The following is a 16924-nucleotide window of genomic DNA, read 5'->3' as shown; positions in this document are numbered from 1 at the left end:
ATGTCTAGTCTTTTATGCTTTATTAATTCTTAATTCAATCTTATTACAAATAATAAATATTTATCTTAAAATTAAATATTTTTGTTGGTTTGTAATAAAGTTTGATTAAAATAGCGCTTATAAAACCCATTCTTTCGTAAAATATAAAAATCACATTCCGAACAAAGTTTGATCAAAATATTATTCTTTTTCTTTAGACTTATATTTAATTTTTTAATAAAGTTTGATTAAAATATTTATCTGAGCTATAAAAATTTAATTTCTCTTATCTGAATTTTCTAAGCATAGAAATATCAAATGAAAGTTGATGCAAAATCTCTATAATTTTACTTATATATGTATAATTGAGTGAAGTTCATTTCACCACCTTTATTCACTTAAGTAATTTCTAATATATCTATTTTTTGATATTTATTTTCATGAATTATTTTATTTCTTTTGTTATGAAAATTAACTAGTGTATATTAATACATCTCTACAATATTATATATATTATCAAATATAGTTTCATATTGTATAAGATATTTTCTAATCTTACTACATAATTCTGAATTAAAACAAATCTTTTCATTGCTTACTGTTCCAATAAACAATTCACCTGCTGAAAAAGTATTCTTTTTTACATGAGCTAGTTTATTTCTATACCATAAAATATTCTTATCATAATTATCTTTAAATCTACATTCTGTATCATTAGTGACTCTAATATACTCTTCTTTCATTTTATTTGATATATCTACATTTAAATTAATAAATTTGTTAAATAATCTTGCTTTCATATCTGAAGTAAATTCTCTTTCATCTAACAACTCACTTACTTCTATAACTCCATCCTGTGAATACTTATTTATAAATTTCCCACAAGTTTCTTTTTTATTTTTTAACAAATTTCTTTTTATATAATCTGATATATATTCTTTTTGATCTAATCCAATAATATTCCATGACAAATTAATGATATTTTTCATATTCTCATCAAATTCACTGGTATTATCCATGACAATTCCACGTATATTAATAAGATTCTCTGCTCTTCTGACTGACTTATTAACTAATAATTTAACATTTTCTATGAACTCTTCATTCTCTCTTTCAGAAATAAATACACCTTGTAATCCATCTTGTTTCAAAACTCCCTCTAATGTCAAATATCCTACACTGGAATAAAATAGTACATCATTAACATACTTTCCTCGCCTTATCGTTTTAATTACATCTTGCCCAAAAGTATCATTTTTCAACTTATAGTCAATTATTAATATCTCATATGTATTTAAATCATATTCTTCTATTTTGAAGTCATCTGCACTATTTATTCTTTTTATTATACATTTTAGGTTTTTAGATTCTATGTATCTTTTTAAACGTCTACTTAATGTATTAAATGCCTCGTCATTATCTTCAACCCATAAAATTTTATAATTTAAATCCATAGTTTTAACCTCACAATCAATTGAAATCCATTAACATAATTATCATTTACCATAACTTGTCCATCTATTTTCTCTAAGTAATTCTTTACAGTATACAATCCAATACCGCTTCCACCAGTTCTAGTATATCCAGGTTCAAAGAATCGTTCTACATTTTTAATCTCTTCTCCAATTCCTTTTCCATCATCAGAAATAATTATATCTATAAACTTATCTTGGTATCTTTGTGCTTCTATAGTTACCATAGTTGAATTAGCCTTTTTGGAGTTACTTATTAAGTTATCTAATATAATGCTAAACTCTAAAGGATTAAATTCTGCTTTGAAACATATCTTTTCTAATTGCTCTACTGATACTCTAAATTTCATTCGCCAATGCATATCAACATAATTCTTTATAAATTTACAAATATCATCTTTAATAACGCCTGTTTCTGCATTATATCTCGTATTAATCACTAAGTTATATGTGTTCATTATTTTAGAACAAGTTTGTCTAATTTCATGTAATATAAAAAATGTTTCTCCCATATTCTCTGGTTTTATTTCTTCTAAAATTTCAGTAATATTTGAATCAATTGCATCCGCATATGTTTTCATTATATGCATTGCAGATATTGCCTCGTCTGCTGTTATATCTGCTCTCGCTTCTAGTATTTCTACTTGTTTCTTTGTTACATCTAATTCTTTTTTGGTGTCTTCTATCTCCTGCGTAACTTTTGTTGTAGTTTGTTCTAATTCAGTTGCTCTTTTTTGTAACTCCTTTGTTTTCTTTTCAATTGCTTCTGCTTTTTTTATAAGTTCATGATTATCTGTAGCTATTGCAATATTTTTAATGTCTTTTACTTCACTAGAAACTGATTTATTTTTACGATTTTCAATAATTTCAATAATCTCATTATTGAAGTTAGTAGAAATGATGTTTTCACTCTTATTACGCGGCTTAATTTTCTTGATAATTTCATCTATATTATTAAATTTTGTTAAAGTAGGAATAATATTTTGTTCAGTAATTTCTTCTCCCCATCTAATGATATTTACTACATATCTTTCTAATGGTTTTAATGCAAATTCATAAAAAAAGTCTATCAATTCACTAAGCTTAAATGAACTAATAAATCCATTGTTTCTACTTGATGTCTCAGTTAACCCAGAATTTTCTCCATATACTTCAAGTCTTCCTATAATCTCTCTAGTACCTAAAAATCTATTGTACCCTTGCGCTTTTCTTTTATCAATCTGAAAAAAATCTTGACCTGGTTGTCCATATGGGTAAACCCTAAATCCATTTTTATATACAAAAATACTTCCATAATTAACAACTTCAACATTCATAAACTTTGTAAAGTTAACTTTTGCTGCTCTATTTAAATGATATATTACACAATTTATATTCTTTAAAGTATATATATTTTTTTCTTTAACCTCAAATAACAGGGTTCCTCTATCATTTAATGATGTCGTTATATACCTTCCATCTTCATCTATTTTAACTGTTATTTTAGTAGTTTTAATATTTAATGTTTCAAAAATATAATTTTCTATTTTCCCATTAATACAATTCTTTTTATTCTCTTCTAATTCATCATTTTCAATTTCATCCTTAACATCTAAGAATATATTAAAATCATCATAATTGCTTGTTGCTTCTGGATTTACTAATTGTGTTAAAGATTTTTTTAATTGGCTAATCTCTTTACGATCCCATTGCTCTCTTACATTAGAAACTACAATTGCTGTTCCTTTTTCCCCCAAATCTTCATTCCTATCATATTGATATATGACATTAATGTTTTCAAAATTCTCTTTTTCATCTTTCTCAAAGTCATCCCAATCAATTTCAACAGAATGTACAAATTCATCATTTATAGTTTTGGAAAGCAATTTAACATTTGATCCTAATCTATCACACGAAAATCTCCCTACACCCTTTGCACCTGCATAACTTCTTTTTCTTTTTAAATTATCTCTATAACTAGAATTTTTTTTCTCTGAGTATGCTACGAATAACCATTTATTTAAAATATCATATTTATTCATTCCCTTGCCATCATCTGTTATTGTTATTTTAGCATTCTTACCATATATATCATCAAACTTAATTGTTACACTTTTAGCTCCTGCATCATAGGAGTTTTTTACAAGCTCAAAAATAGCAATATATTTGTCATTTATTAATTCTCTACCTATTATATTTTTAAGTCCTGAGCTTATTTTAAAATGTAATACCTCGCTCACTCTACAACATCTCCCTTAACACTAATCCAACTTGTTCTGCAAATAACGGTGGTACCGCATTAGCTACCTGTGTATATCGTGGCACATCAACCTTTCTTAACTTTCCACCAGTGGTGTACTTCCCTTTAAATTTATAACAGTCTGGGAAACTTTGTATTCTTGCACATTCTCTTACAGTCATAATTCTAGGCTCGCAGTAATGTATGAAATCATCAGGTATTGATGTAAGAGTTGGACATATTGATTTTTCTTTTAATGAGGTTATCCCTCTTTTTTTTAATCCTTCTACTAAATTCTGTTTAGGAGTTATTCTTTTCATCTCATCAGAAAGTGTCATAATCTTTTCTAATATTTCCACAGTATCATGTCTTTGTTTTGCAAACCTATGACTATCAGGAATTTGACCTTGTATATTATGTCTTCTCATTAGTCTCTGATAATTTGTAGCAGCTCGTCCATAAACTCCATTTTTAAATCCTTTTGAATCATTACTGTCAATACATCCATATTCTTTTTTCAAATCTCCTATTGCTTGTTTTATATTAACAGGAACTTTTATCTTCTTTTCTAATAAAAATTGCTCTCTATTATTATCTAATAAATTAAAAAATTGTTCAGGATCATTTTCGAGAAACCCTACTAAAATAAAACGCTTTCTCTTTTGGGGCACTCCATAATATGACATATCCAGGACTTTTCCTTTAACATTATATCCCATTCTTTTAAGTTTTTCGGTTAATATAGATGAAAATGGTTTACCTTTTTTCCCATTCCTTTCAAATCCAACTGTAAATCCATGAACATTTTCAAAAAATATCATTCTAGGTCGTACTAATTCAATAAATTTTATATAGGCTTCACTCAACTTATTTCTAATATCATTCTTATCACGCTTACCTGCCAAAGAAAATCCCTGACAAGGAGGTCCTCCCACAACTAGTGGAATCTCCCCTCGTAATTGCCTCAAATTTTCTTTATGCATCTCTAAAACTTCGTTTATGTCTAAATTACTAATCTCTAACCACTCTGGCCATATAAAATGGTTTACGTTATCTATTAGATTATATTTTAACGTAGCAAAAGCATCTATATTTTTTTCAATAGCAAAAAGGCCTTCCCATCCAGATTGATGTAAACCGAATGAAAGCCCTCCACATCCAGCAAATAAATCAATATACATACATCTCACCACCATATAATTTAAATTATAATTTTCTAGTTTAAATTATATCTTAATTTATTTTAATGGTCAAATGCCACACCCTACTTATTACCATCTTCACTAAAAAATAATGCAGTAAATCTAGGATATTGATATCCATCATTCATAACTAAAACTCCATCTGCATCTTTACTTTTAACTAAGATACATTGCCATATGTTACCTGAAATTTTCATCATACATATATGCTCGTGCAAAAAACTCCAATTCTTATTAAAACATTTTAGAAACTCTTCATATTCATTTTTCTCAACAAGTATAGTTTCTATAATTCTATATTTTTGACTATTATGACTAATATTTCTTTTTGCTGTATCTTTACTAACTAATTCATTATAATTTTTAACATTCCTAAAAAAAAATATTTCCTTCATTATCATAACCTCCGTATTAAAAGCTAATTATACAGTGAATACCTTATTAAACTTATTGTTTTTGTGTGCTACACAAACTCCTTTAATTAATTTATATGTATATCTAGCTAGCTTCCTCCACTATAATATATATAGTTTATAACTGTTTAATTTCTATTATTATAGTTAACTTTTTTTATATTTATATACTTTCAAACCATAATATATAACCCATTTTAATTTTAGTTTTATTTTTATGATAATGTTATTTGTCCTACAACATATATTTTTATCAATAAATTTGTACTTTCTTATTACAATATTTTTTATGTAATAATCATTATTATATTTATTTGAAACAACCTTGAGTAGTTTACCATCGCCAACTGCCAAGTCTATAGAACTTTCAATATCTCTTTTAGGAATACATTTAATCATTAATTCTGTAATGTTTTATGGTGTAAAGTATTGTTTATATATACTTTTTCCCTTAGTACTCTACGTACAGTAACCTCTATAATAAATATTGTTATAATACCTTCAACTTGTAAATTCAAACTTTACAAATAATTATAAAATAAAAATTAATTTTACTTATTATGAGTTCCAAAACTCTATCCCATCTTTACTTACTTAACACTATATAGCTTAAATAATTTAAAAGCGACTTTTTACTAGCATAAACTATTGTAAATTTGTTTTTCTTTCTTATAAACTTTCTTTTTAATATGCCTATTTCTTTTTACAAACATACCAGAACTCAATAATTTATCTATTATTTTATTGCTCCACTTACCACTTTCATTTACTAGTCCAATTAACAATTCACTATAAACCCACTCCCAATTTATATATGTATTAACTTTCAATATTAGCATGGACAAAGCCTTATCTTCTCTTTCAATTTCAATTAAACTACATTCTTTCCCATCAACCATCGTTACTTTTCCTATAGCATATCTACGTTTAGTAACTCCATCATCTAACTTTGAGAAAGCCCTATCTCCTGGCAAATCACCAACAATTATATCTACTCTAGCTATAGCTGGCTCTTTTTCTAATAATCTAAGCATCTCAACAAACTCTTCAAGCTCTCCTTTTACACTTACTTTTTCTATTGAAGAGAACTCTAATCCTTTAATTATATCTTGTCCACCCTCATCTGCTAAAGTTCTTAGCTCACCATTATCTATTAAATATTTCTTTGTTTCACTATCTTCTTTATCTCGTCTTACTTTTCTTCCTGTTTTCAATTTATTTATTCGTGGTATACTCACATATTCATGCTCCATTGATGTATTTACCTCATCAAAAGCTTGTGAAGCTCCAGATGCAGTAGAGTCTACTTCTACCTCCCCAGTATTGGTTTTACCAACATACTTCCTTATTTTAGCTTCATTGGAAGATATACTCTCTTCTAAACTAGGGTGATATATATTAATTTCACCTGCATTTATCTTTTTCTTTTTTACACCTAGTATTTCTATTATTTGAATACATTTTTCTCTTTTTTCTAAGCGAACTATTAGTCTTAACTCATTAAATAAAGATTCAAGTTTTATTTCACCCTTACTCCAAAGTCCTTCACTAACACTATTAAACATCTTAAATATTTCAGAATTTGTAATCATCCATGCTAATTGATTTATCTTTTCACTTTTTAAAAGTTTCCTACTATATTGACCTGTGAAGTGGATATTTAGAAAATCATCTTCCACATCATAAGTAAAATAATTCTCTAAAGTATCCATTTCCACTATTCTATTTAATAAAAATCTATTAGGTGCCAAAATAGCTCTTATTACTTCATATATAGGCAATACATATAATTGTTTATTCTTAAAAAATGTAAAACTCTTAGCTTTAGTATTAACCATCGATTTTCCATACCTAATTTCCCAAGGTTTTTCACTATAGTTTACTTTAAATTCATTCAAATTAATCTCTTCGATATAACTATCTTCATGAGCCTTACTATTATTTAGATCCCCATCTATGTAGTATTTATCTTTCACTAAGAAGTGTAAGCTAGCCCAATCAAGTGCTAGTCTTCGCCTTCCACTTTTCCCTTGAAAATAAGCATCAATCATCCATTTATTATTACGCTTATATGGTTCACTTATCCACCCTAACTTAACTTCCTCGCCCTTATCAAAAGGCCAATTTTTTATTTTAACTATTTCCTTTTCCATATAAACCCCTACCCTCTTTTTCACTTAAATAAGTCAGTATTTTATCTTTAATTTTTTCAAAATCTTTTTCTCTAATACCCGCTATTCTCTTTAGTTGCCATAATTTAAGTTCATCTTCTGTAGCTTTTTTATCTATTATGTATATACATCTTCTAAGCTGAAATTCTTCTACGGTTTCTACAATCATATCTAAATGCTCTTTTGCTTTAGGTAACTTATATATATTCTTCTCTAAAGTTGTAAGAGTTCCACTAATTTTTCCTATGCTAGATTTAGATATTCTTATTGGCTTATTTTTATCTAATAATTCTTTATGACCCTTCTTTATTAGTTCCAGTATTTCTTCATCCCTTTTCTCCCAATTAACTACTCTATTTTGTTTTCTAGCCTGTAATGTTTTAGAAGGAAGATTATCAAATAACCACTTAGGATCTTTTCTATAGAGATAGCTATATTCTTTACCCTTTAATTTATGTATTTCAGTTCTTCTCATGTTAGGATTAGCTTTAATAAATTCTAATAGCTGAGTTTTATATTTATCGCCACTATTTATAATCTTATTAGTAATTTCCTTATTTTTAGGTTTATTATCTAATATAGCTTTGTATTTTTTTATAGTATTTATATCACAATTCAAAAGTCTTGCCATTTCTCTTAAGGAATATTTATTTTCTTTTAGGTACCCTTCAAGTTTATTCATCCAAGTGTCACCAAATTGCTTTACTCTTCCAATCCTATATTTATCATTTTCTTCTTTATCTGGCCCTTTTCTTGAATAAATAAATCCACATTCACATGAAAATGTTCCTACTGGTAGTCTAGACTTATAATCATCCGTGATTATGACATCCTTTATTACCTTCTTCCTGTAGTGATCTGATGCACGATTTAAGCAAGGCCATGGGCCTTTACCAAATGGATTGAAATCAGTTTTTATATCTCTAAAAAAGTTTTCCATACCTTCAGCTAAAAAGTTTATAAGTAGTATATGTCTTAAGGGATGCACTGTCCTTGATAGATCTCTAGTGATAACCCTAAGCCAATTATACTCATTATAATTATCTATTTGACACTGAATTGTTTCTAGAAACTCCTTGCCATAAAACCCTATAAACTCATCATATAATTGTTGTTGCTTTATTCTTTTACTTGCTGTTGTCAAGCCTTTTTCATATAATAAGTTTTTGTATTTATTTAAGACTTTTTCTTTCGAAACACATGATAAATCACTACTTAACAAGTAATAAGCATGTTTTGAGATCATTAGGTATTTATCATAGTATTTACTGTTAAAGCTGTTGATTTCATTATCATCTAGCAATTTACTATCTAGCCTTATGAATTCAATTCTACTAGAATTACTTTTATTTAAAGGATACTTGTTTAAGGGCACTCCATGATGTGAACAAATAAATACCCCCTGTAATTGATGTTCTCTATGAATATATGCCTCTCCATATTTATATAGTTCTTCCTTTGAACATGAAGGACAATAGTATATATGTTTCTTTAAACATATGCTCCCAGCCACCATACCTAACTTTGTATAAATTCCTCTACCATCTCCATGTTTAATTTCCTCTATAATACTTCTCCTTCTTTTATCAGATAAAAAGGGTTCATAATATGGAAATATAGTATTTTTTCTCAATATACCATCAGAAGTATATTTTCCCCCCAACTTTTCAGCTAAAGCATCAAAATTACTTCCAATTTCAAAACTAGGTATAACAGTTCTTTTATTAAACAACTCTTCTAAGGTATCCTTACAATCTACATTACCTATATAATAGTGATATCTTGCTATAGCAGAGTATATTATTTCATCCCTATAAGGGTCAGTAAAAAAATGTACCATGTATTATTTCTCCTTTATAAATACATTTTTAGACCACCCATTCCCCTTTATTTTTCTATTTTGCCATTAGAAATTCTTCAACTGGATTCTTAATATAGCCTTCCTTTTTCAGAACTTCATATGTATGTTTTTTATTATTTTTAGCTGTTTCAAATAAAGCTAATAATCCTTCACCTAGTTCTCTATTACCTTTGTTTTCTCTTTTCTTTTTCTCTTCCTTTTTCTTTTCATTAAGCGCCATAGCTGCCTTTATAACTATAGTTTTTATTGAAGTATATTCCTCATCTATAGGTAGTTTTTCTACTAACTTTTCAGCTAGTTTTTTAATATCAATATTATCTAATTCTTCAAAAATACCAATTGTAGATAAATCCATAACTAAGTTTTCTACAGTATTTCTTCTTTTAAGCTCGATAGTGTTATTTCTTTCTTTAAAAGATTCTTCTAACCTTCCTACTAATTCAATATCTCTTTTATAATTTATTGATATGTCATCTAAATTTAAGGATATATCCTCATACTTCATAACTTCACCCATATTGTTGTTTCTAAGTGCTTTTATCATTGGCTGAATCATATGAAGATCCTCTTTAGCAGTATCTCTTACAATGCTAACATCTAGCTTTTCTTTTCCCTCACTTAATGCTCTTTCTTGAGCTAAAATAAATAAATTTACTGCTACAGCCGTTATACCTTGACACTCATCATAAAATACATCTTTTAATCTTTTATCCAGTATAGTAGTACCTTTTAAACACTGGAAGTACCATAATGTTTCTAAAAAGAAATTCCATTCAAAACTATCTTTACTCATCCTATCCCACATTATGGAACCCTCACTAGCTGCTCTCCTTGCCTGTCTAAAGTTACCTTTAAATAGTCGTTGTGCTTTAGATGTTCCTATTATAACTGTAGGTATTCCTATAGTATTACTTAATGTAACAAAGAAGTTTAACATATCTTCCATATCATTTTTAGCATTGAGCAAATGCTGAATTTCATCTATAACCAAAACTCCGATACCATAAATACTAGCAAGTGATGTCATATGTAACATCATTGTAGATGTGACTCTATTTGAATATCCAAACTTCTCTAAATGTCTAGTTCCTAACAAATCATCAATGGCTTTAAAAAAACTTTTACATAAAGTCGAGAGGTTTCCATCATATGGACAATCTATTTTAAGCCATACTATTTGTGTTTTACTAAAGTTTTCCCCTTTATACTCTTCATGTTTTATTATCTGCGGATACATAAGTAATAATCTTTCTATAGCTGTAGTTTTACCTATACCAGAAATACCTATTATAGCCATACTATCTGCAGTAGAACGTATATTACTCATTCTTTCTTTAAGTAGTAACTCATCATAAACCTTGTCATCTCTGAGTTCATTTAACACCCTTAATCTTTCTAAATAACTTCGTTCTAATGGATTTCTAGCAAGATATCCTCTTCTAATAAGAGCTGATAATCTTCTTTCTACTGTGAAATGTACTGGTAATGGTTGCACAAAATTCTTAGCTCTTTTTATTACGTGATATCTTAAATTAGATTCCATATTTCTATCTTTGTCATCTATTTGTGGTGTTACACTAAATCTTTCAATAACATCCTCTTCTGTGAATATATCTGGTAAGGCTTCAATAAATGGATTGTCTGCGTATTCTTCTATAGCTTGCTTTTTATAATTAGCTTTTTCGGTATTCCCTTTAAAAATTATAATGTTATCTTTATTTTTCAAACTTCTCATCTCTTTTCTGCTTTAACTTTTCCATTAATCTAGCCTTCCCAGTCAATTCCTCAGGTTCATCTTTATCATCCTTTTTAGGCAATTCAATTATTGTGGCCTTTTCTTTAACTTTGCTCTTTTCTTCTCCTAAATCAAACGACTCTGCCACTCTATTTATTTCCTTCTCTACTAACCTATTGTTTTTAATTCCTTTTAATTTTTTATTATTACTTTCACCATAGATTACAGAATTCTGTTTTTCCTTTTGTGCTTCTTTAACTATTTTTTTTATTTCTTTTTCAAAATCTATATTATTTTGAGTTTGCTCCCTTAAATGTTTTTCTTTTAATTCTGAAGTTAGTTCTTCATTAAATACTATTTCTTCTAATAAACAATCTTTATATTGTAAACTTAAATCTATCAAATAGCATTCATCATAATCTAATCCATTATTATACGGAATGTATATCTTATTCATATTTCTCGGATCATATACTACTTCAATATTTCTTATCTTAAGGTTTACAAACCATTGTTCTTTAATAGCTTTATCAGAACTATAATACAAACCTTTAAATCTTATCCCTGCTCTTGAAATACTTGCTTTACCCTTTGGTAATATGTTAAGTCTTAAAATTTCCCTATCAACGATTTTTAATCTGCCTTTTCTATTTTTTATCCCCCAACTCCAAAGACTTAGTGGTGTAGGTACTATTTCATCTTCTATCATTTCTTTTTCCATAGGATATTTATCTATAACCTTATTGTTGTGATGTAAAACTATATTTATATATACTCTAGTGAATTCTTCTAAGGTTAAGGTAGCATCTAATCTATAGTCCATATCCCCACGCTTTCTAAATTCCTTTTGAATTGCACCAGGCGTCTTATGTTTTATTTTTTCATTAGTAGTTCTAAAGCTACGCTCTACAATTCCTTTCAAATCCCCTCTATAGGGTGAAGTATTTTCTATCTTAACATTCAGATTATTAATTAAATTTTCAACTGAATATCCTTCAAACTCTCCTCTATCAGCAATAATAATTTCAGGAAGATGTTTGCATGGCCATTGTTCTTCTGCTATTTCAATACCATACTTTTTACAATACTCCACCTTATCTGAAATCATATTGTCTAAAGCCATCATGGCCCCTACCCATGATGGGCCTTCTAACCCAACATATATTCCTGTGATTAATCTTGAAAAGACATCTATAATTGCATAAATGATTGGTCTTCCTATAACTCTATTTCTATTTAGTGAACTCACTAGATATATATCTGCTATAGTTGCATCAACTTGAAATCTTGTACCTGGTCCATCAGTTTCTTGTTTCGAATTACTCAAAAGCGCCCTATGTTTTAAATTAAATTCTTTTTCACTTTCTCTAAAAATAATATCCTTTTGTATATTTTCTGTTTTTTTAAACCAATAATAAAATTGATTATATGTAGGTATCCTAGATTTATCCCATACCTTATGCTCAATAGTACCCTCTTTCTTATATGTATCTGAGTAAAAATCTCTTAACAGCAATGTATATGTTTCTTTTAATGATATTTTTTCAGTTCTCCTAAAATATTTATTAATTGCTATATTAAAATGTCTTTTTACCTCATCTGTTATATTAATTCCTTCTTCAATCTGTCCATAGTAATCTGCTTTCTTAGGTCTTCCAACCTTATTGTTAGATAGATTACGTTCTTTTCCTTTTGCCCCTGAATTAATATAATCAGGCAAAAGTGCATTTTTACTCATTCCCCTTTGCCAATACCTATTAAATAATTTTTTTACCTTCGGTACACTTACTCCAACTTCAGATGATATTTTTTGAAATATATCATTTCTTGACCTTTTTTCTAATAATTCCTGTTTATTGTCTTCCCAGTACTTAAGAATAATTTGCCAATCACTATTTCTTTTACTTATTTGTAATTCTGATAAGTTTTTTTCATCAACTACTCTTGCAAATGGATCTTGAATCTTAACTAATTTCTCTGCATTAATTTCCTGTAGAATGCTTTCTGCTAACTCTTTTCTAGGCATAGAGGTTGATTGTTCTAAAGTAACTATATAAACAAATTCACCAATGATATCAATAATTCTAATTTTTTCTTCCTTCTCAATATCAACATATTTAAACACAGAATTAATTGTTATCATATAACTTCCACCTTTCTAATTTCATCACCTTTTATACTTAGAATAGGAATATTTCTATTGACATCAATTTTTTTAGAAATATCTATTTCTATAATTTTATTTATAGCTAGATACTTGAAAATGCTTAATCCACAACCTTTTTCTAAATTCATATCAATGTCAAACTCCAAACAAATAGACCTAATACTTCTTTTATCATCAACTATTCTTTTCAAAAATTCATAAATTAGATCCTTAACTTCTATAGTTTCAATTTCACTAAAACTATCTATATTTCTTATATCTTTGTACCCTTGAATAAAACTTATATTATGTGCAATTGTTTTATCAATTTCATCTTCAGTAACAATGCCCCAATCTATATCTCTTTTTTCCCAAAATACACGTTCAATTTCAAACTTTTCTATTATTCTCTCATCTAGTAAATCATCTTTAGATTTTATAGTTCTTACCACTTCTTTAAGCCCATTTTCAGTTGATATAGTAATTAAAAAATCTGTAGTCATAACAATATATTCACCTGTTTCAGGATTACTAGGATGTTTTATTCCTAACTCATTTGCTATTGTAATTGTATCTTCTATAGGCAGCAGGGGATATTGTTCTCTTATGTCTACAACATTGTCTGAATACTCTAATATATAAAAATAATTTCTTTCCATATCTGATAATAGTTCATGCTGTCTATTAGTTTTCATTCCTTTTACCCTTGTAACTCTTCCTAAGGACGGCACATCCTGTATTTTAATCCAAGGCTTATATTCACATCCTATTCCTGTTCCATAACCTTCTTTTATCATTTTCCCAATATCATGTATTCTTTTCCTTTTAGCCATCATTACCACCTCAAAATAAAAGACTAGACATTTTTAATAATCTTAAAATGTCTAGTCTTCTATAAGTTTATTTAATTAATATTAATACTAAACGTTTGTTTTTAGTATTGCCTATTAGTTATTTTTTGATACAACTTTATTATAAACGATATAACTTTGTTCTAAATGATACGACTTTATTAGAAACGATACAACTTTATTATAAAGCTACAATTTTTACATCACACTTCTACTATCTATTCAACAGTAACTGATTTTGCAAGATTTCTCGGCTTGTCTACATCGCAACCTTTCTCCATAGACATGTAGTAAGAGAATAGTTGCATTGGAATTATAGCTATAACTGGAGCTAATAAGTCCATTACTTTTGGAATGTAGATTGCTGATTCTACAGATTTTTCTATATCTGTGTGACCTTCTTGAGCTACTGCAAACACTCTAGCTCCTCTTGCAATAACTTCTTTCATATTACTTACAGTCTTATCAAATAAGTCTTCTTGAGTTGCCATAGTCACTACTACTGTTCCTTCTTCAATTAAAGCTATTGGGCCATGTTTTAATTCTCCTGAAGCATAAGCTTCTGAATGAATATAAGATATCTCTTTTAATTTTAAAGATCCTTCCATTGCTACAGCATGGTCAAGGCCTCTTCCTAAGAAGAACATATTACTTTCACAGCAAGTTTTAGCTGCTAGAGCCTTAACTACATCATCACACTTAAGTGCTGCTTCTGCTTTTTCTGGAAGAGCTAACATTTCTGTTTTAATAGCTTCTATCTTATCTTGAGGTACTGTACCCTTTTGCTCTGCAAAGAATAGAGCAATTGTGTACATAGCTATTAATTGAGTTACATAAGCCTTTGTTGATGCAACTGCTATTTCTGGACCTGCCCAAGTGTATAGTATATCATCGGCTTCTCTTGAAGCTGAGCTTCCAACTACATTAGTAACAGCTATTACTCTAGCACCCCTTTTCTTAGCAAGTCTTAAAGCTGACATAGTGTCTGCTGTTTCTCCAGATTGGCTAACAACTATCATAAGAGTGTTTTCGTCTATTATTGGATCTCTATATTTAAACTCAGATGCTATATCTACTTCAACTTGTATTCTAGCAAGTTTTTCAATAATATTTTTTCCAACTAATCCAGCATGGTATGCAGTTCCACATGCTACTATATATACCTTGTTTAATTTTTCTATTTGTTCTTTTGTAATAGTTATATCATCGATTCTTATTGGTTGACCAGGAATAATTCTTGAAGCCATAGTATCTCTTATAGCTTTTGGTTGCTCATGGATTTCCTTCATCATGAAGTGATCATATCCACCTTTTTCAGCAGCATCAGCATCCCAAGTTACATTAAATACTTCTTTCTTAACTTCTTTTTCATTTTGGTCATATATTTTTATTCCATCTTTAGTCATAACAACAAATTCTTTATCTTCTAAAAGATAAACTTTTCTCGTTTGATTTAATACAGCTGGTATGTCTGAAGCAATGAAGTTTTCATCTTCTCCAAGACCAACTATTAATGGGCTTTCATTTCTTACAGCTACTAGTTTATCAGGCTCATTAGCGGCTATAACTCCTATAGCATAGCTTCCTTCTAGCTTTTTAGTAACTTCCATTACTGCCTTTAGCAAATCCCCTTTATAGTAGAAATCTACAAGGTTTGGAATAACCTCAGTATCTGTTTCTGACTTAAACTCATAGCCTTTTTCCATAAGCCATTCTCTAAGTTCCATATAGTTTTCTATAATACCATTGTGAACTACAGATATAGTCCCATCCCCATTAGTATGAGGGTGTGAGTTTAAATCTGATGGCTTACCATGAGTAGCCCATCTAGTGTGTCCTATACCTATATGTCCTTTTATTGGGTCTTCTTCTAACTTTTCCTCTAAATTTGCAAGTCTACCTTTGCATTTTGTAAGATCAATACCCTTCTCATTTAGTATAGATACTCCAGCTGAGTCATATCCTCTATACTCCAGTTTACTTAATCCTTCAATAAGCAGTGGTGCTGCTTCTCTCTTTCCAAAATAACCTACTATTCCGCACATAAAAAAATCTTCCTCCTAAATGTCTTCTATTTCAAATTAGATTTAACTCTATATGAATAAGAAAAACCTTTGATTTAGTATGATTTTAAAAAATACTTATCAACTTATCCACATTTAGTTAAGGTTTTACACCAGATTGCTTTGTAACAGGAATCACTTCCTGTCTTTATCAATCGTTAACGGTAGTGCGATACCGTGGGGCACCCGCCGAAGATTCGATACTCCCCATCCTCGTCGACTTAAGTGAGCCTCTAAATCTTCGATTTAGTTAGGCGAACTTACTCATTGAAATGCAATGAAAAGGAGCTTCCTTTTCACTTAAGTCCTGGCGCTTAGTTATGTGGTTAGACTATTTCCTCCTTTCCAACACTTGGTTTTCAAAGTGTATTTTAAAAGAGTTAGGATGTCCACATTTTATATCCTCTCCTATACTCATACTCCACATATACGATATAAAGAATAATAAAGTTTGTGAACTTAATATTAAAATTAATTTTTAAAACCAAATTTTAATATTTATTTATCCAAAATCTAAAACCAATTAACCTCATTATATTATATTCATTTAATACATTTTGGTCAATGGTATTTATTAATAGTGTCTATTAAATGAAATTTATCTATATATATACATATTCTAATTATAATATTATTCAATTAAATATTATTTTATTTCAAATTAATTCCACAATTATTAATATTTATTTAATTCTAATGTGAATTATACAAATATTTATATATAAGCATAGCTAAAATTTTATATATATAAATATTTAACTATGAAACTATAAATATATTTATCTATAAAACTATATAACTATTGGACTTACG

Annotated in this window: 10 protein-coding genes; all 10 read right to left on the bottom strand. The window is 28.4% G+C overall.

The genetic code is table 11. The annotated features are described in order from the left end of the window. Positions 1-464: 464 nt before the first annotated feature. Entirely contained in the window at positions 465-1433 is a 969-nt protein-coding gene (locus tag B2671_RS15645; RefSeq protein WP_346871243.1) for a hypothetical protein, read from the bottom strand. Beyond that, entirely contained in the window at positions 1424-3670 is a 2247-nt protein-coding gene (locus tag B2671_RS15640) for an ATP-binding protein (RefSeq protein ID WP_346871242.1), read from the bottom strand. Before B2671_RS15640 ends, B2671_RS15645 begins: the two co-directional genes overlap by 10 nt. Position 3671: 1 nt before the next feature. Then, the gene (locus B2671_RS15635; protein WP_346871241.1) at positions 3672-4850 is read right to left on the bottom strand and encodes a DNA cytosine methyltransferase; all 1179 of its coding nucleotides are present in this window, start codon (positions 4848-4850) and stop codon (positions 3672-3674) included. A gap of 83 nt (positions 4851-4933) precedes the next feature. Further along, complete coding sequence (locus tag B2671_RS15630; protein WP_346871240.1) at positions 4934-5266, bottom strand: hypothetical protein; 333 nt, start codon at positions 5264-5266, stop codon at positions 4934-4936. A gap of 653 nt (positions 5267-5919) precedes the next feature. Beyond that, positions 5920-7437: a Tn7-like element transposition protein TnsE gene (locus B2671_RS15625; RefSeq protein ID WP_346871239.1), complete on the bottom strand. Its 1518-nt coding sequence runs from the start codon at positions 7435-7437 to the stop codon at positions 5920-5922. Continuing rightward, a complete protein-coding gene (locus tag B2671_RS15620) occupies positions 7418-9295 on the bottom strand; it encodes a TnsD family transposase (RefSeq protein ID WP_346871238.1) in 1878 nt (625 codons plus the stop codon). Before B2671_RS15620 ends, B2671_RS15625 begins: the two co-directional genes overlap by 20 nt. 55 nt (positions 9296-9350) lie before the next feature. Beyond that, entirely contained in the window at positions 9351-11051 is a 1701-nt protein-coding gene (locus B2671_RS15615) for an ATP-binding protein (protein ID WP_346871237.1), read from the bottom strand. Continuing rightward, positions 11032-13194 (bottom strand): Mu transposase C-terminal domain-containing protein, encoded by a 2163-nt coding sequence (locus B2671_RS15610; protein WP_346871236.1) that lies wholly within the window; start codon positions 13192-13194, stop codon positions 11032-11034. Before B2671_RS15610 ends, B2671_RS15615 begins: the two co-directional genes overlap by 20 nt. Then, positions 13191-14030: a TnsA endonuclease N-terminal domain-containing protein gene (locus tag B2671_RS15605; protein WP_346871235.1), complete on the bottom strand. Its 840-nt coding sequence runs from the start codon at positions 14028-14030 to the stop codon at positions 13191-13193. The genes B2671_RS15610 and B2671_RS15605 overlap by 4 nt, the downstream gene beginning before the upstream one ends. A gap of 236 nt (positions 14031-14266) precedes the next feature. Further along, a complete protein-coding gene (gene glmS / locus B2671_RS15600; RefSeq protein WP_346871234.1) occupies positions 14267-16093 on the bottom strand; it encodes a glutamine--fructose-6-phosphate transaminase (isomerizing) in 1827 nt (608 codons plus the stop codon). Between the last annotated feature and the right edge of the window lie 831 nt (positions 16094-16924).

Origin of the sequence: Clostridium sp. UBA5119 (assembly GCF_002414285.1) — a bacterium.
GTDB lineage: Bacteria > Bacillota > Clostridia > Clostridiales > Clostridiaceae > Clostridium_J > Clostridium_J sulfidigenes.
Note: the sequence above shows the minus strand (reverse complement) of the source record. Positions and strands in the feature narration are given on the sequence as shown.

Excerpts from the sequence above, each read along its gene's own strand:
- B2671_RS15630 (WP_346871240.1), bottom strand. The coding sequence starts at position 5,266 with ATGAAGGAAATATTTTTTTTTAGGAATGTTAAAAATTATAATGAATTA.
- B2671_RS15610 (WP_346871236.1), bottom strand. The coding sequence starts at position 13,194 with ATGATAACAATTAATTCTGTGTTTAAATATGTTGATATTGAGAAGGAA.
- B2671_RS15635 (WP_346871241.1), bottom strand. The coding sequence starts at position 4,850 with ATGTATATTGATTTATTTGCTGGATGTGGAGGGCTTTCATTCGGTTTA.
- glmS (WP_346871234.1), bottom strand. The coding sequence starts at position 16,093 with ATGTGCGGAATAGTAGGTTATTTTGGAAAGAGAGAAGCAGCACCACTG.
- B2671_RS15605 (WP_346871235.1), bottom strand. The coding sequence starts at position 14,030 with ATGGCTAAAAGGAAAAGAATACATGATATTGGGAAAATGATAAAAGAA.
- B2671_RS15625 (WP_346871239.1), bottom strand. The coding sequence starts at position 7,437 with ATGGAAAAGGAAATAGTTAAAATAAAAAATTGGCCTTTTGATAAGGGC.
- B2671_RS15645 (WP_346871243.1), bottom strand. The coding sequence starts at position 1,433 with ATGGATTTAAATTATAAAATTTTATGGGTTGAAGATAATGACGAGGCA.
- B2671_RS15615 (WP_346871237.1), bottom strand. The coding sequence starts at position 11,051 with ATGAGAAGTTTGAAAAATAAAGATAACATTATAATTTTTAAAGGGAAT.
- B2671_RS15620 (WP_346871238.1), bottom strand. The coding sequence starts at position 9,295 with ATGGTACATTTTTTTACTGACCCTTATAGGGATGAAATAATATACTCT.